This is a genomic window from Verrucomicrobiaceae bacterium (assembly GCA_016713035.1).
Lineage (GTDB): Bacteria > Verrucomicrobiota > Verrucomicrobiia > Verrucomicrobiales > Verrucomicrobiaceae > Prosthecobacter.
The window spans coordinates 1122942-1144301 of the sequence record JADJPW010000001.1; the positions used below are offsets into that span (position 1 = coordinate 1122942).

At 58.8% G+C, this 21360-nt stretch carries 12 protein-coding genes and 1 pseudogene; 3 read left to right on the forward strand and 10 right to left on the reverse strand.

What is annotated here, in order from left to right; all coding sequences use genetic code 11:
• Positions 1-211: 211 nt before the first annotated feature.
• Entirely contained in the window at positions 212-1123 is a 912-nt protein-coding gene (locus tag IPK32_04915) for an IS3 family transposase (protein ID MBK8091336.1), read from the reverse strand.
• A 132-nt stretch (positions 1124-1255) separates the two neighbouring features.
• On the opposite strand from IPK32_04915, the gene IPK32_04920 reads away from it, so the two are divergent.
• The gene (locus tag IPK32_04920; protein MBK8091337.1) at positions 1256-1630 is read left to right on the forward strand and encodes a helix-turn-helix domain-containing protein; all 375 of its coding nucleotides are present in this window, start codon (positions 1256-1258) and stop codon (positions 1628-1630) included.
• 197 nt (positions 1631-1827) lie between these two features.
• Here the strand turns inward: IPK32_04920 and IPK32_04925 are convergent.
• The 4 genes and pseudogenes from IPK32_04925 to IPK32_04940 all read right to left on the reverse strand — a co-directional run bounded on the left by IPK32_04925 (position 1828) and on the right by IPK32_04940 (position 5307).
• Positions 1828-3121, reverse strand: a pseudogene (locus IPK32_04925) (IS4 family transposase).
• A gap of 213 nt (positions 3122-3334) precedes the next feature.
• Positions 3335-3766, reverse strand: a complete 432-nt coding sequence (locus IPK32_04930) for a DUF3368 domain-containing protein (GenBank protein ID MBK8091338.1) — start codon at positions 3764-3766, stop codon at positions 3335-3337.
• Between the two features lie 42 nt (positions 3767-3808).
• Positions 3809-4072, reverse strand: a complete 264-nt coding sequence (locus IPK32_04935) for a UPF0175 family protein (protein MBK8091339.1) — start codon at positions 4070-4072, stop codon at positions 3809-3811.
• A 74-nt stretch (positions 4073-4146) separates the two neighbouring features.
• Positions 4147-5307, reverse strand: coding sequence for a prepilin peptidase (locus IPK32_04940; protein MBK8091340.1), 1161 nt, complete (start codon positions 5305-5307; stop codon positions 4147-4149).
• A gap of 99 nt (positions 5308-5406) precedes the next feature.
• On the opposite strand from IPK32_04940, the gene IPK32_04945 reads away from it, so the two are divergent.
• Positions 5407-6162 carry an RNA pseudouridine synthase gene (locus IPK32_04945; protein MBK8091341.1) on the forward strand — a complete coding sequence of 252 codons (756 nt, stop codon included), beginning with the start codon at positions 5407-5409 and terminating at the stop codon, positions 6160-6162.
• Here the strand turns inward: IPK32_04945 and IPK32_04950 are convergent.
• The 4 genes from IPK32_04950 to IPK32_04965 form a co-directional block, all read right to left on the reverse strand.
• Positions 6146-7990: a phosphoenolpyruvate carboxykinase (GTP) gene (locus tag IPK32_04950; protein ID MBK8091342.1), complete on the reverse strand. Its 1845-nt coding sequence runs from the start codon at positions 7988-7990 to the stop codon at positions 6146-6148. The genes IPK32_04945 and IPK32_04950 overlap by 17 nt on opposite strands.
• 159 nt (positions 7991-8149) lie before the next feature.
• Complete coding sequence (locus IPK32_04955; GenBank protein MBK8091343.1) at positions 8150-16456, reverse strand: hypothetical protein; 8307 nt, start codon at positions 16454-16456, stop codon at positions 8150-8152.
• A 195-nt stretch (positions 16457-16651) separates the two neighbouring features.
• Positions 16652-17281, reverse strand: a complete 630-nt coding sequence (locus tag IPK32_04960) for a prepilin-type N-terminal cleavage/methylation domain-containing protein (protein ID MBK8091344.1) — start codon at positions 17279-17281, stop codon at positions 16652-16654.
• Positions 17282-17395: 114 nt separating this feature from the next.
• Positions 17396-17569, reverse strand: coding sequence for a hypothetical protein (locus IPK32_04965; GenBank protein ID MBK8091345.1), 174 nt, complete (start codon positions 17567-17569; stop codon positions 17396-17398).
• Positions 17570-17637: 68 nt separating this feature from the next.
• Between IPK32_04965 and IPK32_04970 the strand changes: the two genes are divergently transcribed.
• Positions 17638-21060 carry a DUF1553 domain-containing protein gene (locus tag IPK32_04970; GenBank protein MBK8091346.1) on the forward strand — a complete coding sequence of 1141 codons (3423 nt, stop codon included), beginning with the start codon at positions 17638-17640 and terminating at the stop codon, positions 21058-21060.
• A gap of 64 nt (positions 21061-21124) precedes the next feature.
• On the opposite strand, the gene IPK32_04975 is transcribed toward IPK32_04970, so the two are convergent.
• Entirely contained in the window at positions 21125-21340 is a 216-nt protein-coding gene (locus IPK32_04975) for an AbrB/MazE/SpoVT family DNA-binding domain-containing protein (protein MBK8091347.1), read from the reverse strand.
• Positions 21341-21360 lie beyond the last annotated feature (20 nt).

Genomic DNA, 21360 nt, shown 5'->3' on the forward strand with positions numbered 1-21360 from the left:
CTTTTCAACCATCCTTAGATCATTTTAAATAATAATGTAGAATAGTGTCAAGGTGGTGCTATAGGAAAGCATGGCCACTCTCTCCCTAGATCTTCGTCAACGCATTATCAGCACCTGCGACCGCGGTGAAGGCACGCAGGAACAGATTGCCCGGCGCTATGGGGTCTCCTATGGCATTGAGATGCCAGCTCTTTTTGGACCGGAGGGAGATTTAGTTAGCGAGTGCGATTTCTGACTCGAAGAGGGATGGGGACTTGTAGTTGAGGGAGGAATGCAGACGACGGGTATTATAGTAGCCGTCGATGAAGGCAAAGAGTTCGTGGGCAGCATCCTGTTGGCTGGCGAAGCAGCCATCGCGCAGCATCTCGGCCTTGAGCGTGCCGATGAAGGACTCGGTCAGGCGTTGTGATAAGGGTTGGCTCTGGCAGACATGCTTTGCTCCATGCCTGCAGCGCGCAGCCGTTGACGGAAGGCGCTGCTGCCATTCTGGCTGCCACGGTCGCTGTGAAAGATGATGCCGAGGGTGCCACGTCTGGCGGCCAAGGCGGAGTCGAGCGCTTCGACGACGAGGTCGCTGCGCAAGTGGTCGCGCAGACACCAGCCGACGATGCGTCGCGAGCACAGGTCGATGACCACAGCCAGGTAGAGCCAGCCCTGCTCGCTGGGGATGTAGGAGCCGAGCGCAGCGAGACAGCCAGCCGCAGGCTGCCCGAAGGGTGAGCGTAGCGAAGCAAATGTCGCCCTCCCAGACTTCGTTGGGTTTGGCGGGCCGAGGGCGGCCTTGCAGCAGGTTGTCCGAAGGCTTGTCTGCACGCCCATCGCTGGTTTGGGGCACATAGGTCTTGGGCTGAAGAGCGATGAGTGCTGCCTCACGCATGAGCCGTCTGACGCGATCTGACGAAACAGTGATGCGCTCCGCTCGCAGCAGGTGGTAGATACGCCGATAGCCATAGCGGCGTTGATGTTCCCTGAAGATGGTTTCGATACGCGGGCGCAGCTGGGCATCAGAGAGCTGCCGGGTGCAGGGCACGGCAGCGTGATGGTAGCTGCTGCGAGGCAAGTCCAGCGTCTGACAGATGAGGCGCACGCTGTGACCGGTGGAGACATGGATGCTCTGGATCATGGTGCGAAGTTGCCGGGTGTTTTGGTGCCGAGGATGATCGCGGCCTTTTTTTGTTGATATCCAATTTGGCAACCATGTCGCACTTCAGGATTGAATCCAAGAGCTCAAACACCTCGTCACCGAACACCTCACATGAAAAACCAAGCCATCGAAGAACTGAAATCCTCCATCCGCGAAGCCGGGGCTGTGCGCCGTGGTGAAAAAGCGCCTGCCCGCGTGTGGCGGCTGGTGAAACAGGCGGACGGCAGCATCAAGCGCGTGCTTGTAGAGCCCAAAACCTACCAAGCACGCCGCAAGGCCAACACCGCCGCATCAAGCGAGGTGACATCCGCCCGCGCTGCCCTGGCGATGTCGCAAACCCAGTTCGCCGGATTCCTAGGGATCAGTGTGCGCACCCTGCACCACTGGGAACAAGGCAGCCGCCAGCCATCCAGAGCCGCACAAGTGCTGATCCAAGTCGCTCGACGCGAACCCAAAGTGCTAAAACGTGTTTTGGCGATGGCTTGAGCATTGCAATGCTACCACGGATCAGACGGCTCAAGAGCCTGAAAATGCTCAACCTCCAAACAAGTAATCAGGCCACAGCCATCCCATAGCCCTCGGAAACTGACGGGCAAGCGAGTGGTTTGCGAAGGGAGGGCGGCTTAAAAGCGGAGCAGGGCGAGTTGAGTTTTTACGGCCTAAAGCGCGGTTATGCAGGCATATCACGCGGGTGCTGTCCCATGAGATTGCGTGCCCGCAGGCTCAAACCCTGGCAACCACGAGGTATGCGGACTGCCCAGTATTTTGAAACTGCCACCTGCTGTCCCATAGCTTTGTAAAACGCCAAGCAGATCGAGCCGTTCCCACATCGACGCGCGGGCCACAGCAAAGAGCCGCGTGAAGCTGTGGCCCCACTGGCTCATGTGTGCGGCGAAGCGCAGCAGCACATACACCAGCAGCGCCGTCCACACCTGCCAGCGGATCGCGTTGGCGTTGTGCCCCAAAAAGTCGCCGAGCTTGAGTGTTTGCTTCACCTGTTTGAAGAACACCTCAATGTCCCAGCGGGCGCGGTAGAGGTCGCAGACGCTGCGAGGACTCCAATGGGTGTTGTTGGTGATGAAGACCATCAGGCGCTTCTCGCCATCGACCTCCACCCATGCCTCGACCCGCCGCACGGTCCAACCGGAGAGCGACTTCCACTTCGTCCCGGTGAGCTTGACGATCTGATCCTTCACAATGCCGCTGCCTTTGACCACCGGCAGGTTGCGAAGGGCGCGGTAGCGGAGGTTGTCCTTGGCGCGGGTGACCCACTGCACGCCGCGCAAATCGAGATCATGCAGGTGGGCGAAGTCCACATACGCCTTGTCAAAGACGACCACTTCGCCCTCTTTCAATCCGGCGCAAAGCTCACGGGCGCGCTTGTTGTCATGCTCGCCGGCGCTGCCCACGATGGCGAAGGTGGGCAGGAAGCTGTTCAAGCTCAGGCGCAGGTGCATCTTGGCGGCGGCCTTGCGGCGGCGGTGCCTGGCCCAGCCCATGCAGTTGGCCACCAGTTCCATCACAGTGGAGTCAACCGCGTGAATCCTCACTTTGAAACGGTGAAGCGGAGCGCGTGAACTGCGGCCGGGCCGCTGAGAGCAAAAGCTCGCATCGCAATGATGCAGATGTTCGAGCGTGCGCCAGAAGACCAGGCTCGGTGAAGCGAGCGTCGCGCTCCTTGTTGGCGTGGGAGAGGTTGTTGCGCGAGGGCGGGGTGAGGCCAAAGGCGGCGATGGCGCGGGGCTTGAGCCGCAGCCAGTCGCAGATGTCGTTGAGGCTCAGGGCGTGGGCGAGCTGGGCGAAGATCATCGTGCCGAGGTGGCTCATGACACTAAAGGTCCGCGCCTTGGCGTCCACGCCGGTCTCCCTGGCAGCGGTGCTGATGATGCTGCGCGGTATGAGCTTGAGAATCTGGCCGAGAACGTTGATGTGATGGCGTGCTGGCTGGGTGGCTTGGGTGTGTTTTGGTTTTGACATCGCAATCCAAATCAAACCACTTCCCGCCCTCAGTCAGCACACTTCACACCCCTCTACCTAGCCGCCTTATGGGATGGCTGTGTAATCAGGCTTAAAGTTGGCTCATTGAAACAAAGAAGGCGGCTTTTAACTCGGCTTCTTTTCCGAAAGCCCCCAAGCCCCCCCGCTCTGGCGAATGGAGGCAGAGGGCTGGTCTGTATTGTGGGGATAACTTCAGGCATTCTCAATATCTTGAATGAGCCTCTCGGCGATCCACACGCCGTTTTCTCGCATCTGCCGCGCGATGCCAGCGGGGTCTGGATCAAGGCGGCGGCGCTTCACTGCAATCAGCACGCCCACGATTCCAGTGATCGGCAGCCCAATGTGTTGCGCCATTTCGCGCCCCAGTTTTTCATCAATGAGCAGCATAGCGGGCTGGAGTTCCTGAGCTAGGGCGATGGCCTCTGCCTCGCCACGATCCAGGCTGACCCGCAGTACTTGCACCACCGAGGCATGCGTCGTCACCGGGCGAAGTTCGATCCACGATGCATTTAGAAGATCCTCGCTGCCCGACCTTAAATGACCATCCAGCACCAGTTCATCCCACACAGCTTGCGGCACGACCACTTTGCCAAAGAGATCACCCAGCAGGTACAGTCTGCCCACACGAGCCAGACTGATCAGGGGGTGATGAATCAGCGACGATGATCATGCAGGCACGGGAAAGAAGGCATCAATCCGCGCCGCGTCTTCCAGAGCCTCCACAGAGTCCGCATGGATGCCGATCTTTCTTGCCGAAAGATGAGTCAAAAACTCGCCCACCGGCAGAACCGCAAAAGAAGCCGCTTTTCCGAGTGAGCAACGTTCACGCTGAAAAAGAATGATTGCCAATTCCAGACGCAACTCGTTCAAAGTCATCCTGGCGGTGTAAAGAAGGTCCTGCGGCACTTCAATGTTCAATGAGGCATTCATGAGCCGAATGTAGCACACCCCTCCCGCCGCTGTCCACTTCTGCCAGGTCCATTGAGGCTAAGGGAGTGCCACGATCACCGCCACAGGAGTTTGGAGACGTACCAGTCGAGGATGATCTGGCCCCAGAAGACCCAGATGAGGGCTCCCATGGCTAAGTAAGGTCCAAAGGGGATTTTAGCGCCCCATTCTGCCCGGCCGGTGAGCCGTGGCACGAGTGCTAATACACTGCCGAGCACGGATGCGGCCAGGACGGTGAAAAGCACTGCTTTCCAGCCGAGGAAGGCACCGATCATCATGAGAAAGAATGCATCCCCCTTCCCCATCGCTTCACGCGGGATGACTAGATGCGTGATGCGGCCTTTGAGTGTGGTGACTTCTTCGTTTTTGAAGTCATGTGTGGTGCCTGTGGTATCGGTGACTTGCAGGGTCTCCATGCGCAGGACGGCTTTGCTATTCTCAAAGGTCTTCACATTAACCTGAAGACTGTGGCAGGTGATTTCCATGCGGTCGGTGGGGCGCAGGGCTCCGAAGACCTCCCACCACTCCAGTTTCTTGCCGTCGAATTCGATGATCGGTGGTTCATTTTCATCTGGCTGGCTGACCTGCCAGTTCACGGGCTCTTTGAACTCATGCTTCAAGCGGCCAAAAGCCAGCTTCCCGAGCTCTGAGATGACCCAGAGCAGGCCGATTCCGAATGCGGCACTGCCGAATGAGACACCGAGGCCACGCCAATGATCCCCCAGCGGTGCTCCGACGAGCTGTGGCACCCAAAAGGCAGAGAGCAGCCCCGCTGCCGTGCCACCGAGTGTGATGGTGAATGGCAGAATAAAATGCTCGATGTCAATGAAGCTGCCAGAGACGAGAAAGGCTACCAGCACCCACAGACAGAGCACCTCTGGCCCCCAAACCACGAGCTGTGACCACGGCCCGAGATGGAGGCGAAAAATCGCGTAAAAGAGCACTCCCGTGAGCAGCTCCACACCAATGTACCGCGCCGCGATGGGGGAGGCGCAGTTCGCACAGCGCCCACGCAGCGCCACCCAGCTAAAGATCGGGATGTTTTGCCATGCGGGTATCTGCTTCTTACAGGCGGGGCAGAATGAACGGCGCGGATTGTTCACCGAGATGCCCAGGGGCAGTCGGTAGATGACCACATTGAGAAAGGAGCCTATCCCTGCGCCCATGAAGAAGGCGAGAAAATGCAGCATCGAATCGAGGATTTCATAACGGGTCATGTCGGGGAGGTCGGGAGAGACTGATTAAGCGGTGTAAACTAACCTTGCGACAGACCGAAACGGAAGCGAAAAACTCTCCATGTCAGCATTTTTCCTCCGATGAGCACCTCCGGGCCGCAGGACATCCGAAACGACCCGCACTTCACCGTCATCGACGAGACGGACGACTACATCGTGGTGAATAAACCAGCCCCGTTGCAGATCCACCCCGGTGCCCCGAATGGCGCACGCACCCTCTGGCATGGGCTGTGTGACATCCTCGCCTACGAGATCGCCAATGGTGGCCAAGTCAGCATCATCAACCGGCTCGACCGGGAGACGAGCGGTGTGGTGCTCGTGGCGAAGAGTGCCTCTTGGGCACGGCTTTTCGGCATGGCGATGCAGAACCGGCAGATTCACAAAACCTACGTCGCTCTGGTGCATGGTAGCCCAGACTGGGATGCGCAGGTGCTGGATGCGCCGATCCTCCGCGCAAGCGAAGTGATGCCCTGCGACATCTATGTGAAGCAAGCGGTGCATCCAGATGGCGCGGCATGCCGCACGGCCTTCCGTGTGCTGGAGCGGCTCCCTGGCGATGTCACACTGATCGAGGCGCAGCCAGAAACGGGCCGCATGCATCAAATCCGCGTGCATTTGCAGCACCTGGGACTGCCGATGGTCGGTGATAAGCTCTACGGTCGGGATGATCGCTGTTACCTCGAATTCATCGAGACGGGCTGGACGCCTGAGTTGGAGAAAAAACTCCTCCTGCCACGCCAAGCCCTGCATTCCTGGAAGCTGCGCATCGACTGCGAAGCCTTCCAGGCTGCCTGGGAGGCTCCGCTGCCGGATTGGGGGCTCACATTCGGCAGATGAGTAGCTCCCGCTCGTAAATCATCTCCTTCGGCAGATGGGTGCGCAGATCGAGGAAGAGCTCTTCATGGCTGAGGATCTCTGCACGCCATGCATCGCGGTCAAAGCGCTGCAATTCATCGAATTTCGCCTCTGAGAAGTTCAGGTCCGTCCAGTCGATGTCTTTGTAATGGGGCACCCATCCCACAGGCGTCTCTTTGGCCACTCCGCGGCCATTGGCACGATCCACGATCCATTTCAGGATGCGCATGTTTTCGCTGAAGCCGGGCCAGAGGAATTTCCCGTCAGCGTCTTTGCGGAACCAGTTCACATGGAAGATGCGTGGCGTCTCTGTGATGCGGCGCTGCATGCTGATCCAGTGGCGGAAGTAGTCGCCCATGTGGTATCCACAGAATGGCAGCATGGCCATCGGATCGCGGCGCACCTTCCCCAGCGTGCCAGCGGCAGCGGCGGTCATCTCACTGCCCATCGTGGCACCGGCATAGACGCCGCAGCTCCAGTTAAAGGCCTGATAGACGAGTGGCATCGTCGTAGCACGCCTACCGCCGAAGATGATGGCGCTGATCGGCACCCCTTCTGGCTTTTCCCAGTCGGCATCAATGGTCGGGCACTGCGAGGCTGGTGCGGTGAAGCGCGAGTTCGCGTGCGCAGCCTTCACCCCGGTCTCCTGGGCCAGTTGCGGCGTCCATTCATTGCCCTGCCAGTCGATGCATTTCGCGGGGGGCACATCGGTCATGCCTTCCCACCACACTCCACCATCAGGAGTGTAGGCGACATTGGTAAAGATGGTGTTTTTCCGCAGTGCGGCCATGGCGTTCGGATTGGTCTTGTCACTCGTGCCCGGTGCTACACCGAAGAAGCCTGCCTCTGGATTGATGGCGTAGAGTCGGCCATCCGCGCCAGGCTTGATCCATGCGATGTCGTCACCCACGGTCCATACTTTCCAGCCCTTGTTGGCGAAATGCGGTGGCGGGATGAGCATGGCAAAATTCGTCTTCCCACAGGCACTGGGGAAAGCGGCAGCGACGTAGGTTTTCTCACCCTTCGGATTTTCCACCCCGAGGATGAGCATGTGCTCTGCCATCCAGCCTTCATCACGTGCCATTGCGGAGGCGATGCGTAGAGCGAAGCATTTTTTACCCAGCAGAGCATTCCCGCCGTAGCCACTGCCATAGCTCCAGATCTCACGCGACTCGGGGAAGTGGACGATGTATTTCTCCTTATTGCACGGCCAGGCGACGTCCTTTTGGCCTTTTTTCAGCGGCGCACCCACAGAGTGCATGCAGGGGACGACTCGTTTTTTCGTCGTATCAATGAGTTGGAAGACCTTGGTGCCGATGCGGGCCATGATGCGCATGTTCACGACTGCATAGGCTGAGTCTGTGAGCTGCACTCCGATCTGCGACATCGGCGAGCTGATCGGCCCCATGCTATAGGCCAGCACATACATCGTGCGCCCACGCATGCATCCATCGAAAAGGCCACGCAGCTTGTCCTTCATCTCCTGGGGGTCCATCCAGTTATTCGTGGGGCCAGCATTGTCCTTAGCGAGGCTGCAAATGTACGTCCGCTCCTCAACGCGTGCTACATCGCTCGGATGCGAGCGTGCCAGGAAGCAGCCTGGCCATTTCTTTTGATTGAGCCGCGTCAGCGTGCCGCTAGCCACCATTTCATCGCACAGGCGATCATATTCCGCTTTCGATCCATCCACCCAGTGAATGCGGTCCGGCTTGCACAAGGCGACCATTTTATCGACCCAGCGAATGAGGTGGATGTTTTTGCTGAGGACGGTGTTCGAAGGGATGCGTGTGTTCTTTGAGACTTTAGACATGGTCTCTAAAGGAGGCTGATTACGTGCCAAGAGTCCAACAAACATACTGTGACGATTTTGGGAAACACCGTGCCGACTTCTTACTCGAAAGCACTCTGGGAACCCAAACACCACCTACCCTCTCTGGCTGGGACAACTGATAAGTCCGTGGGAGCCGACTCAGGGCGTCATGAGCCGTGCCTCCACGCGGTAAAAGCGGGCAGCGAGTGTGGTGGGGTCATGGATGGTGATGCCACTACCAGTGCCGGCTTGATCCGTGGTGATGGGGGTCCAATTCACGAGATCTGCGCTGGCGAAGATGCGATACCAGCGGTCTGGGATGGTGGTGAAGCTGATGTCAAAGCCGCCCGCGACTTTGGAGGGCACGGGGAGGTAATTGTCATACACAGCCGGGTTCAGTCCGAGGATGTATTCATGCAGATTCGAGTAACGATCTCCATCAGCATTGCCGTTGTCGCCATTCACACCGGTCGGATCGGTGTTGAGGAGGCCATTGGCGGCTTCCCAGGTGTCTGGCAGGGCATCACCATCGGTGCTTTCGCTCAAAGTGGGACCGGTTTCAAAGCCGAGATCGAAGGTGGCACCATTGGTGAGGGCAAACTCGACTTGCTGCGTCTGGGCTTGGTTGCGCATGTTGAGGGTGTCAAAGGTGAGAGCGGCGTCATCGTCGATGGCGGCGGGATTGTAGCTCGTGGCACTGATGGCGCGTAGGTAGGTGCGCACGGCAGCGTCCGGGGCGAAGTTGGTCAGCGAAACGATACCGCCGACATCACTGACATTACCGAGGTGCGTTTGTCCTTTGATGAGCAGATTCTGCAAATGAGGGCTGAGGCCGTGACGCTGGTAAAGGGTGGTCACTCCGCCCGTCAGCGCGAGGCTTGCGTGCAACGCATTGGCACGCGGAGCTAGAGTGATCGTTTTGGCGATCTTGCCATCAGCACTGGTGAAGGTGTAGCCGTTGGTCGTAGCAGCCGCAGTGTAGAGATCGTTGTTGTAGGCGATGCTACCGGTGCCTCCAGCATACCAGTCCTTGAAGCCGCTGGTGCGGTAGCTGCCAACGGCCCCGCCCGCGACATTCACATTGCCTTCCTCTTCTGTTTCAAAGCCTGAGTAGCTGTGCGGATTGCCGACGACTTGCAACACGCGGCCAGTGGTCAAATCGCGGACGAAGGCACAAGTCATGCGGCCACCGATGCGCTCGAACATGGCAAAGACGCGGTCGTTGAAGATGAGATACTCGTTTTCGCCATCGAGATCAGCGTCCTCACTCGTCGCGGAGCTAGAGTTCGCGAGTGTGGCGGCGCTCGCGGCCCACTGCGAGACTCTCTTATACACGGAGGCCCAGCGGAACTGGCTTTGTGCGGCTTTGGAGAAGCCAGCGAGGTTGTTGTTGGTCGTGTCGGGGTAGATGTACTCGCCCGTGCTGTATTTGCTCAAATCAGCAGTCGGTTGGTCGTGAAAGGCGGTGAGCCACATGGCACCGTGGAAGGCGTTTCGGGCCAAAAAGCCGAGGTTTGGCTCCGAAACGGCCAAACTGGTGCCTGCGGTCCATGCATCGTTCACGAGGCCAGAAACGCCGATTTGGCCGAAAGCACCTGGAAGAGCCACACTGGGCCTCACATTGAAGATTTTCGTGCTCAAGCCCTCTTCGCGACCGCTTTGGCCGAAGTACCAGTTGTCGTAGTTTTCCTGCGTGGCGTAGTGGACGAAGTCTTTGCTCACCAGCGGCAGCGCAGGTGTGCCGCGCTCGATAAACGGCCAGGCCTCGACTGTGCCGTCACGATTCGAATCGACCTCACCGGCGGCGATGGCCTCAGGCGTGGTGAGTTGAATCCACGGATGGCTGGCCATCCAGGCAATATTGACGTCGTAGGCGTCGGCGCTGGTCTTTGAGGTGAAATCGGTCCATCCGCTGCCGAGGATCACGATCTGATCCTGCGTGGCACTGCGGGCTTTGCGGTTCAAAAGCTCGCGTAGGGAGCTGTGCAGGCCACTGTCGGTGTTTTGGAAACGGAACTGTGTGGCCTGATCGCTGATGGCGAAGGTATTGACGCCTCGGATGCGATTGAGCCGATACCCGTCATTGCCGAGCGCCGTGGTGCGACCGAACCATTTTTCAATGTGCCGCGTCTGCTCGACGATGGTGAAGAAGTAGCCTGCTGCTTTAAAATCCTCGTATGTCTGATCCTCGACGACGCTCTCAGGCGGCGGAATGACGAGGGGACTGGCGTGGTAGATGGTGGCCATCGCACTATTGGCATCGGCAATGTTGGTGACGTTGTAGCTGGTGGGGAAATACGGCAGGATGTGGCCACCGTAGGTCGTGCCGGTGAAGCGCACGGTTCCGAGAGCGCTCATTTGATCGAGTCGCGTATTCAAAGCGGGCCCATCGAGCCATGGTTTTGCCACAGCGGGATCGACCTTCGCCCATTGGATCGCGTGTGCCATGACAGGCGTGATGTTGAGCGCCATCGGCGCTGCAAAAGCCTGATGCACATCCAACGGGCGATACCAGCCTGCGCCTGCACCGTTGTTGATGAGCGCGTGGATTTCACTCCCTGCCATGAGTGGTCGATTTTCCTGAATGAAACTGGCCACTTTTACTCTCTTCCACATGTCATTGGTGCCGCTGGGGCCGAAGCGGGCACTCAAAACACTGCCTGCGCCGCTGATGGTGCTTTGATCACGCCAGTAATCGCTGGCGATCCAGTCATCGGCGATGCTGTCGCGGATGTCGCTGCGGCCTGCGAGATCGCCTGCGCCGCGAGTGGGCGTGTTTTGCGTGCCGTCTTTGGTGGTGAAGACTTGGTAGTTGAGCGTATTCACGTTGCCGTTCCATCCGGCGTCGAGCAGCGCTTTGCGGCTGATGCTGAACTCCACGGCGTCCATCGCACTGCTATACCAGCTCTTTTTGAAGCCATCTGCGTCTAATTGGCTGCGGCGCACGACTCCGGTGGCGGTGAGGTCTTGATTGATGCTGGTGGTGTTGCTGGCGACGTTGGTATCGACGAGCACCGCTCCATTATCCGTCTGATAAGCGGCCACGCAGACCTCCCACTTCATGTTCGTGCGGGTGTCGATGCTGTCTGGCAGCGCCGATTCGCCGATGGTGGGCGAATTGAAGTCGATGGCGACATAGAGATCGAGATTCCCTTCTTCGGCGAGAGCTTTGAGATCCTGGAAATCCGCGCGGAAGTAAAACAGACCATCTCCACCATTCGCCACCGCACCGCCATCATGCGCATAGAAGGCCACGAGATCGCGGCTGCTGTCAAAACCGTCGTAGGCACGATAAAGGTCGGTTCCTTGGTTGTTGGTGCCATCGCCATTGTATTCATCCAGTGCGATGAGGTCGTGGATCTGCCAGTCGGTGAATTCGCGGTTATTCGTCACACCGCCGACGACTACTGGCGTCTGTGGACCGATCACGATCTGTCCAGGCGGTGGGGGCGGAATGGTATTGTCCTCGACGGGGTTGGTGCCGTTGGTCAGCTCCTGGAGATTGCTGAACAAATCGCCATCAGGATCGCCCGCAGGGCCATTGATGGCGAGCGCGGTGGCATTGCGCAGGCTGACGGTGCCGCTATCGAGCGGATCGAGGCCGTAGCGCAGCTCCCAGCCATCGGTGAGGCCGTCGCCATCCGTATCGGCCTTCAGCGGATCGGTTTCTGTCCAGATTTCACCCGCAGCCCACACGCGGTCAGTGCCCGTGTCACCGTCGATGATGCCGTTGCCGTTTTTATCTTCACCCGTGCCATCGCGAGCACCATCGCCGTCGGTGTCAGGGTTGTTGGGATCGGTCTCGGTCCAGGTCTCGCCGGCATCACGGATTTTGTTCGGCCAATTCCGAGCGAGTGTGGGTGCCACTCCGGGTGCGAGGCTAGCGCCATCGCCATCGAGCCAGCCGTTTTTGTTCATGTCTTCAAAGCCGTCCTTGATGCCGTCGTCATCGCTATCGGCATCATCTGGTCGGGTCATGGAGCCGCGCTGGACCTTGCCGCGATCTCCCCCTTCAGCGGCCGTATTGATGCCCGGCACGCTGCCAAGGTTATCGAGCGTGTTGAAGAACGGCGGATCGATGTCGCCACGGAAATTTGTCACGCCGTCTCCGTTCGTATCGGCACTCAAAATGGTGCCGAAGTCAAATTTACCATCTGTATCGCCATCGGTGAAGGTTTCACTCGCTTCACCGACATCATGGACGCCATTGCTATTCGTATCGGCCCAATCAAACACGCCATTTCCTGCCCCGACGAGCGGTGTGCCGAATCCAGTGTCTGAATAGGATTCGCCGATGATCAGTGCGAGCCGCCAGCCGACCTCCAGCGCATCTGGGAGACCATCCCCGTCCGTATCAGGATTGCGCGGCTCAGATTTACCAAAGGCATTGGCGATGTGGACTTCACCATTGGTCCATTGCTCTGCATTGGGCTTGTAGCGCGGATCATCGGTGGGAAAGCCATTGGGCAGCGGAGTGGCGGTGCCCTCATCGGTGTCGAGGAGGCCGTCTTCGTCGTCATCGGGGTCCGCCGCGCTTGCGGGGACTATTTGACGAAAAAAAACGCGTGCATTCCGTGTCTCGTGATTTTCCAGCGTGTTGTCAAAAACAGTGGCGGTGAATTGGAATTCGCCCTGCTGCATGCTTTCCCAGGTGAAGTCCCAGAGCTTGGAGTTGCCGTCGATGCTCGTCACGGGACCCGTGATCGTCATGGGGCCATTATTGACCGTCAAAGTGACCGAATCAGCCGCGACGGAAGTACTGACGCGAATGGTGAACTTCCGCTGCTCGGCCGTGGGTGATGGCACATCTGGCAAGATGATCTCGTAGGGCTTCCCAGAGCTATCGAGCTCTGGTGGGCTGACGATGCTGATGCGCGGGGTGATGGAGGGCTCTGCTCTGACCAGCCGCGTGGCTAGCAGGTCAGGATTCGGCGATGGGCGATCATGGGAGACCTCGATGCGGTGCAAGTAGTCTGGCTGGTCGTTGTAGAGATTCGGCAGTGTGAAAGCGAGGGCGTGGTAATCCGCCGTTTCATCGTAGGTGATGGTGTAGAGGTCGCGGGCGTAGCTGGTGTATTGATTCGTCTCATTGGAGCCGATGCGGATGGTGAAACGATCACGCAGCTGCGTCATGCTGAGGCCATCGGCGAGCGATTTGGAGAAATACACCTTCATCACATAGCCAGTGCCGACGAGATCACCGTCATTCGGTGGCCAGGCAACGAACATGCGAATGTCTGGCCCGGCGCAGTTCACCGTGCGCTCCAGCGTGGTATAGTGGCCACTCTCATCACTGAAGGAGAAGTCTTTGAAGCCAACACTGCTGACCTCACGCAGCCTGACTTTGACCGTGGCGGTGCCGCTGGCGGGGATATTGGCATAATTGAAGCGCCATTCTTTGGTGTAGGCAATGTTGGTCGGCTCGACGGTCGGAGTGACCTCGGTGGCCTTCACCCACGAGGTGGCGATGGAGCTGTCCCAGGTGCCGTTCTCATTCAAATCGGTGAATGTCTCGCTGGTGTCGCGGGTGCCATTGCGATTCGAGTCCGTAAAGGGCTCGAAGCCGCCGCCATTGCCATTTTGGCTACGCGTGATGCTGTCATCGTTGCTACTGCTACCATCGTCGATGTGATACCACACTTCGGTCACGCTAGGGTCCGTCCGCACGACCATACCGTACTCGCTGCCACCCACGGTGTCGCCGTTGTTCTCTGGAAAGCGCACCTCGCCAGTCGTGCGCTGCGCATCGTAGTAGAAGGACTGGGTGAAGGTGTTGTAGATGCTGGCCTTTCCATCACGCTGGAGAAAGGCGCGGGCACGGAGGACGTGCATGCCTTCGCTGAGGCCCGTCTGTGACACACCATAGTCAAAGTGTGGGCGGATGGGCAGTGTGGCCAGATTGAGCGCATTCGTTTCATAGGTGGCCATCATCTTCTGCTTCCGCGCCACGGCGTCTGCATTGCCCGGCCACCACGGATCACCCGCATCTTTGTAGATACCGATCTTGTACTTTGAGGTGGTGGTGAAGTCACCCGGCAGTGGCACCGCGCTCCACCAGTCGCTGGCCCCACTGTCGTCATTGTGGCGATAGAGCATCTCTACGACCTTGGTGCTGCCAGCGCCGCGTCCTGCGCCACCCTCGGGGCTCGATCCGTCCGTGGTGTAGTACAAATAAGCGTGGTAGCCACCGCCGACGCTGTTGGCCTTCACCCACATCTCATTGCGGGTAGCATCGTATTGATTGCGGGCGGGAGTGATGTTCCCGACTGGAGTCGCAGGATCGTGATAAAGGAACGCAGCCGTATTGGCATCCGTGAATTTCGGCGAGGTGCCATTCACGACGGAGGAACTGGTAAAAGTCTCTGCCCCGGCGCTACCAGTGGCATTGCGTGCGGTATCCTGCGCTGCGAATAGCTCAGGGTGCACGCGATTGATGAAATTCGGCTGCTCATAGCCCATGAATATCTCATTCGAGAGAGCAGGCGGATAGTCACGGAGGGCGGGATCGGTGTTGCCGCCGGGCACGGTGCCATTCAGGTCGATACCGCCATCGAGCTTCATCAAAACATTCGCGGTCGAGCCATCCGTGCGGGCCACGAAGCGCACACCGCTGGTGCTGGTGACACGCGGAATGTCCACGCTGTAGGTATAGTCCGTCGTATTCGTCTCTGGAGCGAGCGTGGGCCGTGAGGCCTCGGGCAGCGTGCTGCCATTGAAGGCTTTATCGCCATTTGGGCCGTCTTTGCGCTTCACACGCACCATTTTGGCCTCCACGCCGTTTTCGGTGATCGTGATGGGCCTGCCGCCATGGTTTTTCCACAGCTCACTCGGATCTGGATTTTTCCACGAGAAGAGGAAGTACCCACCCGCTGGCAGCACCGTCGATGAGAGCTCCTCTTTGAACTTATAAAAGCCACCACCATACCACGAGTAGTTGTACAAATAGGCTCCCGTCGGAAAGGCGCTATCAAAGCCGCGAGCCTGACCACTGCCGTAGTTATCACTGAGCATGACGAGCAGCGTCACGGCATCCGCATCGCTCATGCCGCCATTTTCGCGCTTATCGAGCCGCTCCCACACCACGACATCACTGTCACTGAAGCGACCGAGCTGGTAGCCACGGGCGAACTGGTCATGCACATAGAGCAGATTTGGCACACGACCATCTCCCCACTGGCCGAGGAAGCTGGTATTGGCATGGCGTGGGAAAGCACCGCCGCTCTCCCCCAGCGTCTCCGCCTGATAATTCCCGTCCGTGTAGAGCAGCCCCAGGCCCTGACGCAGGAAGTAGAACGCATGCTGGAGCTCTTTGCGAGCGGCGTAGTCGTTGTCATGGCTCTGTGCATGCGTGACGCCGTGATCCGCCGGAAAACCGCCCACACCAGCCCAGTCGTAGCCTTGCAGTCCACTCGATGGATTGCCGAGACGGCTATTGAGCTGGCTGCGCAGATCATTATCGACCAAACGCATGCCTGCGTCGATGTAGGGACCGTACGCTGGCGGTTCACCGAGATGCTCGCCAAACATCATGGCATCATCTCGCCCCCCATCGAGGCTGAAAACCGTGTCTCGGTGATTCGTATCGCTAAAACCGCGGGTGATGTTGAACTGCCGCTGCACCTGGCCCGTGTAGCCGTAGTCGCTGCTATCCTTGTCCGCTCCGTAGGTGGCACCGAAGAAGTCTGCTTTGACATGTTTCACCGCATCGAGGCGCAGGCCATCCGCCTTCGTGCGGTCGATGAGCCAGCGTGCGGCGCGGTTCAGGTAGTCTTCCACACGCTCGGAGTAGTAGCCCGAGTTCGCCTGCAAAGAGGCGGTGGTGATGCCATTGCCAGCTCCAAAGCCCACGTAGGTTCCATTCGGCAGGTAGCAGTATTGCTCTGGCCGAGTCAGATCGCGGATGAACTGAATTTTGGGTGCCGTGGAGCCCTCTGTAAGTCCGAAGTTGTAATTTGTCATGCCTGGCTCCTGTGCCGTATCGATCAAGTCCGCGAGGCCTAGATTCTGCACCTGCCATGCATCACTCCAGGAGCGTGTGTTGTCCCACTTCCGGTAAAAGCCGTCCTGCGTCTTGCGCAGATGAAAATCCTCTGGTACGAGGCCCGGATAGATGTCGATGGGCGTGCTCTCATTGTATCCCGGCACATCAAAGGCGCGGTGATTCATGATGTTGTCAAAATACACGCGAATGCCGAAGCGATGCGCCGTCTCCACTAGCCGCAGCAGCTCTGCCTCTGTGCCATACCGTGTCCGCACCGAGTTCCGCTGATTTTTGGAGCCCAGATCAAAGGGGTCCCACATGTCATAACCGACCGAGAGGCCGCCAGAGCCCTTTGTGGGCGGTGGCAGCCAGAGCGAGGTGTAACCCGCCTCCGCCAGCTCCGGCATCTTATTGGTGATCTCCACCCAAGAGGTATTGAAGTACTGCAACATCGTCTCCGCGCGGAGGGCGGAGGTGCAAACCAAGAGAAACAGGGCAATAGGAAATAGGAACCGGGGCATGAGCGGCAGACCAGGGTGAGACATCCAAGTGGACAAAACCATCAAAATTGCCGCCCTCTCGGGAGTATGGGGGCGGCTCTTTTGATGCCCTAGAGCATGCCTGTTCACCCAGTCATGTCAGCTAGACACATGAATAAAGAAGGCCCCTGAGCCAGGGCCTCACTGCCGCCAGCTTGTCACGTCATCCGCTGTGAATGCCACGCCATCCTTCCCCACGCTGTAAATGGCGAGATCGAGGCTGAGGAACTCCCCCGCAGGCTTGCCGCCGGGCTGGGAGATGGCTGGATCGGTGTTTTGCGTGTCGGGATTCTTGATCTGGTGGTCGCCACTGGTGTCCAGCAGCACACGCAGGGGATGGCCCCAGTAGTCGTGCAACTTGTGCGGACGTGCGGTATTCACCACGCCATCGCGCTCATTTTTCGCGATGGAAAATTCGCTAAAGCGAGTGCCTTTGGGGTTCAGGGCAGCCTGCTCGCCCTCGGTGGCAGGTAGGCCCATCAAAGCGTCGATGAGCGGCGTGCTACCATCGGTCAGCAGCTCCATGTCCTCGTCTGCGGGCGGTGCTTCGGCGAGAGGTAGTCGCCCGTAGTCGGTATGGAAGGAGCCGATGCCGTTTTTGAGCTCCTGCATGAGTGCCTGTGTTTTCAAAACATGGCCCTCATGAATGACGCGGACGACTTGGGGGACCAGAATGCTAGCCAGAACCGAGATGATGACGATGACCACCAGGATTTCGACCAACGTAAAAGCCCGGATAAGCCGGGCGCTGAGTGCGGGTGACGTTTTCATAAGTTTGAATGACCTCCACCGGTTGGAATTAATGGCAGAATACCAGACCGCACGGCCTGACGTCAATGTGGCGGAGGCCCGCTCAAAATTTTCTTATCGGCTCAATGAGCCGCGTTACTCGGTCTCGCTGTCATCATCGCACCCCTCCGCGCAGCAGGAGCCACGCTCGATGTAGCAGGCATCACAGATGTAGCCATCCGCGAAGCGCTGCGACTCTGGCCGACCGCAGTGGTCACAGGGACCAGTGGGCTCCAGCGTGGCAGGGCGTGGTGGGCAGGTTTCGTTCATGGTGCACATGCTCGCCATGCAGAGGGCTGGCGCAAGTCTTCGCTCTGGCCGGGCGTAGTTTGTGCATCATGCTTCGTTGCTTTTTATCCCTGCTCCTCATCACCTCGCTCGCCACGGCTGAGGAGGCTCAAATACGGCCCGCCCAAGCCATGGGCATCCTGAAAACACAGTGCCTCAGTTGTCATAATGCGGAGAAGAAAAAGGGCGATCTCTCCCTAGAGACACGCGAGGCCGCGCAGGAGGTCCTCCAAAGCGGAAAGCTCATCTCCTCTCTGCAAGCGGAGGGCGATGAGCATATGCCGCCGAAAAAGCAGCTCCCGGAAAAGCAGATCAATCTGCTCAAAGCCTGGGCCAATGCGGGTGCTGCATGGGATTTGGCCGCGCTGAAGAAATTCGGTGAGCTGACGCCGGCAGAAAAGCTCGCGGCACTCCCCGCAGGCCATGCACCGTCGATGACGGTGGCTTGGAGTCCTGATGGCAAACGAGCCGCCTACGGCAGTGGCAATCAAGTCCTCATCCACGACTTCGCCGCTGCGAAAGTCACCGCGACGCTGGAAGGCCACCGCGATGTGGTGCAATCCATCTCCTGGAGCCACGATGGCACCCGCATCGCCGCAGGTGGTTACCGCGAAGTGCTCGTATGGGCCACAGCAGACGGAAAACGGCTCTTTTCGCTGCAAAAGCCCATCGAGGGCCGCGTGACGGCTTTGACGTTTTTCGGCGGAAATGAGGTTTTACTGCTCACAGACGGTGCCGTGGCCCAGCGCGGCCTTTTGCACCGCTGGCGGCTCGGAGAGGCCAAACCAACGCAAACGGTCGAAGCCCATTCGGACAACATTTTGAGCCTCGCCATGAGCCGAGATGGCAAACAAATCGCCACCGGCGGCGCGGACAACCTCGCGAAAGTATGGGACGCCGCGACGCTGAAGGAAGTCGCGAAGATCGAAGGCCATGTGGGGCATATTTTGGCCCTGGGATTCAATGCAGACGGCAAATGGCTCGCCACTGGCTCCGCTGACAAAGAGCTGAAAGTCTGGGACATCGCAACCAAGGAGATGCTCATGCTGCTGGGGGATAAATCCACGCCCATCACCGCCCTGCATTGGTCCCCAGACGGCACCAAGATCACCTACGCGACCGAAAAAGGCGAACTCAAGGAAGTCAGCGAGCTCAAATCCCACGATGGCGTGCGGCTTGCCTTCACCAGCGGTAAAGACCGCAAACTCAGCACCCTCGAAGCCGTGCCACAGGCCACGGCACTCTCCGCCGACGGAAAAAACCTCCTCATCGCCACCCAATCCGGCGAACTCCAGCAGCTCGATGACAAAGCAAAACTCACCAAGCTCACCACCCCACCACCAGCAGCTCCACCGGCCACCCTTTCCTACACGCGAGACATTTTGCCCATCCTCACCAAAGCAGGCTGCAATCTGGGCTCCTGCCATGCGAAATCGAGCGGCCAAGCTGGCTTCCGCCTTTCCATCTTCGCCTTTGATCCGCAGAGCGATTACCTCGAATTTGTGAGTGACTCGCACGGGCGGCGTGTCTTCCCTGCACTGCCAGAGGACAGCCTCATTCTACAAAAAGCCACCGTCCGCGTCGCACATGAAGGCGGCCAGCGTTTCGAGCCGGATAGCGCCTGGGCACGCACGGTGGCAGACTGGATACGCCAAGGCATGCCCTACGAGACACCCGCGCAGCCCACACTGACCCAGATCGACCTCACACCGTCTGAAAAAGTCTATCGCAAGCACGAGGAGATCGCCCTGAAAGTCACCGCACGATACAGCGATGGCAGCACGCGTGATGTGACCGATTTGACCAACTACATCTCCTCTGAAAAAGCCATCGCCAGTGTGGATGAGGCCGGAAAAGTCAAAACCAGCAGCGAGAGCGGCGAAACCGTCATCGTCGCCCGCTACATGGGCCAAGTCGCCATCTCACGCGTGGCCGTCCCTGCGGAAAAGCTGCTGCCAGCAGAGCGCTACGCCGGCCTACCTGTGCGCAATGAGATCGACAAACTCGTCTATGCCCGCCTGCAAAAACTAGGCCACCTCCCCAGCGATGCCTGCACGGACTCCGAATTCCTCCGCCGCACCACCTTGGACGCTGTGGGCATGCTACCGACCGTGGAGGAAGCCCGCGCCTTCCTCGCAGATAAAAACCCATCGAAGTACGAGCAATGGATCGATCAGTTGCTCGAACGCCCCGAGTGGGCCGATCACTGGGCCATCAAATGGGGCGACCTCATCCGCCCGAATCCCTCCCGCGTCGGCGTCAAACCTGTGTACCTCCTCGATCAGTGGATCAGGCAAAGTTTTCGCGAAAACAAGCCCTGGAACCGCTTTGTCACCGAGCTGCTGACCGCTGAAGGCAACACCCACAAACACGGCCCCGTCGCCATCTGGCGAGATAAACGTGAACCTGTCGATGCGGCTACCTTTGTCGGCCAGATTTTCCTCGGGGTGCGACTGGAATGCGCCAAATGCCACCATCACCCCACCGAAAAGTGGGATCTCACGGATTACTACCAGATGGCAGCCTTCTTCACCCAAATGAAGCGCAAAGGCCAAGGCATCTCCGCCCCGATCAGCGGCGAGCCCGAGCAGTGGTGGTTCTCACCCGGCCCCGCCAGCATCGAGCACCCAGTGACCAAAGTCTCCCTGAAGCCCCGTCCACCCGCAGACAAAGAAATCGCCATCGCCGAAACACAAGATCCACGTGCCGTGCTCGCCGCATGGATGACGGACCCGCAGAATCCGCATTTCGCCCACGCCATCGTGAACCGCGTGTGGTCCAGCTTCATGGGCCGTGGCATTGTCGATCCGGTGGATGACTTCCGTGCCTCCAATCCGCCCACCAATGGCCCACTGCTCGATTGGCTGGCACGCGACTTCGTAGCGCACGGCTACGATTTAAAGCACCTCATGCGCACCATCATGCGCTCGCACATTTACCGCCTCAGCAGCCTCCCCAATGAGACAAACATCGCGGATCTGAAAAACTACAGTCGCAGCTACCGCCGCCGCCTCCCCGCAGAGGCACTCATGGACGCTGTGGGCAGCGTCACAGGCACCTGGTTCAATTTCACCGGCATGCCACCGCGCTCGCTCGCGAAGCAGACATGGAATCACAAGCTCGAAAGCGAGTTCCTCGATGCCTTTGGCCGCCCAAACAGCAGTGCCGAGTGCCCCTGCGAGCGAGACGCAAAACCCAGCGTCGTGCAGGCACTCCACCTCATGAACTCCACCACGCTCCAAGGAAAACTCTCTACGGAAGGAGGCCGAGCCCACGAACTGGCCAAAAGCCCAAAAACACCGCCTCAAATCATCGAGGAACTTTATCTCGCCTGCTACGCACGCCCTCCAGAGCCGACTGAACTAGCCATCGCCGAAAAAGCCTTCACCGCAGCCGGAGCCACACGCCAAACAGCCATCGAGGACATCCTTTGGAGCCTCCTGAACTCTGCCGAATTCGTCTTCAATCATTGACCTGCTGCCGTCGCAAGACGGATTCGGCACCATAAGCAGTAGAAGCTGCGGAGAACAAGGCCCCTCAGCCGCCGCGTAGGCCCTGAGGCCGGCCCGTTTTGGCAAAAGAGGTAGTACGCCGGGGCAGATCCGACTGCGCTCTGCTACCCGCGACGATGCTTAGTCGATCTTTTTGGGCCGTCACCTCCACTTGATCCCCTGCATTTAAAGAGGCGTGTTTCAGGATCGCAGCGGGTAGGAATAGATTCCCCGCCGCATCCAGAATGAATGTCGTTGTCATATCGCTAAGCTCGCCGCCAA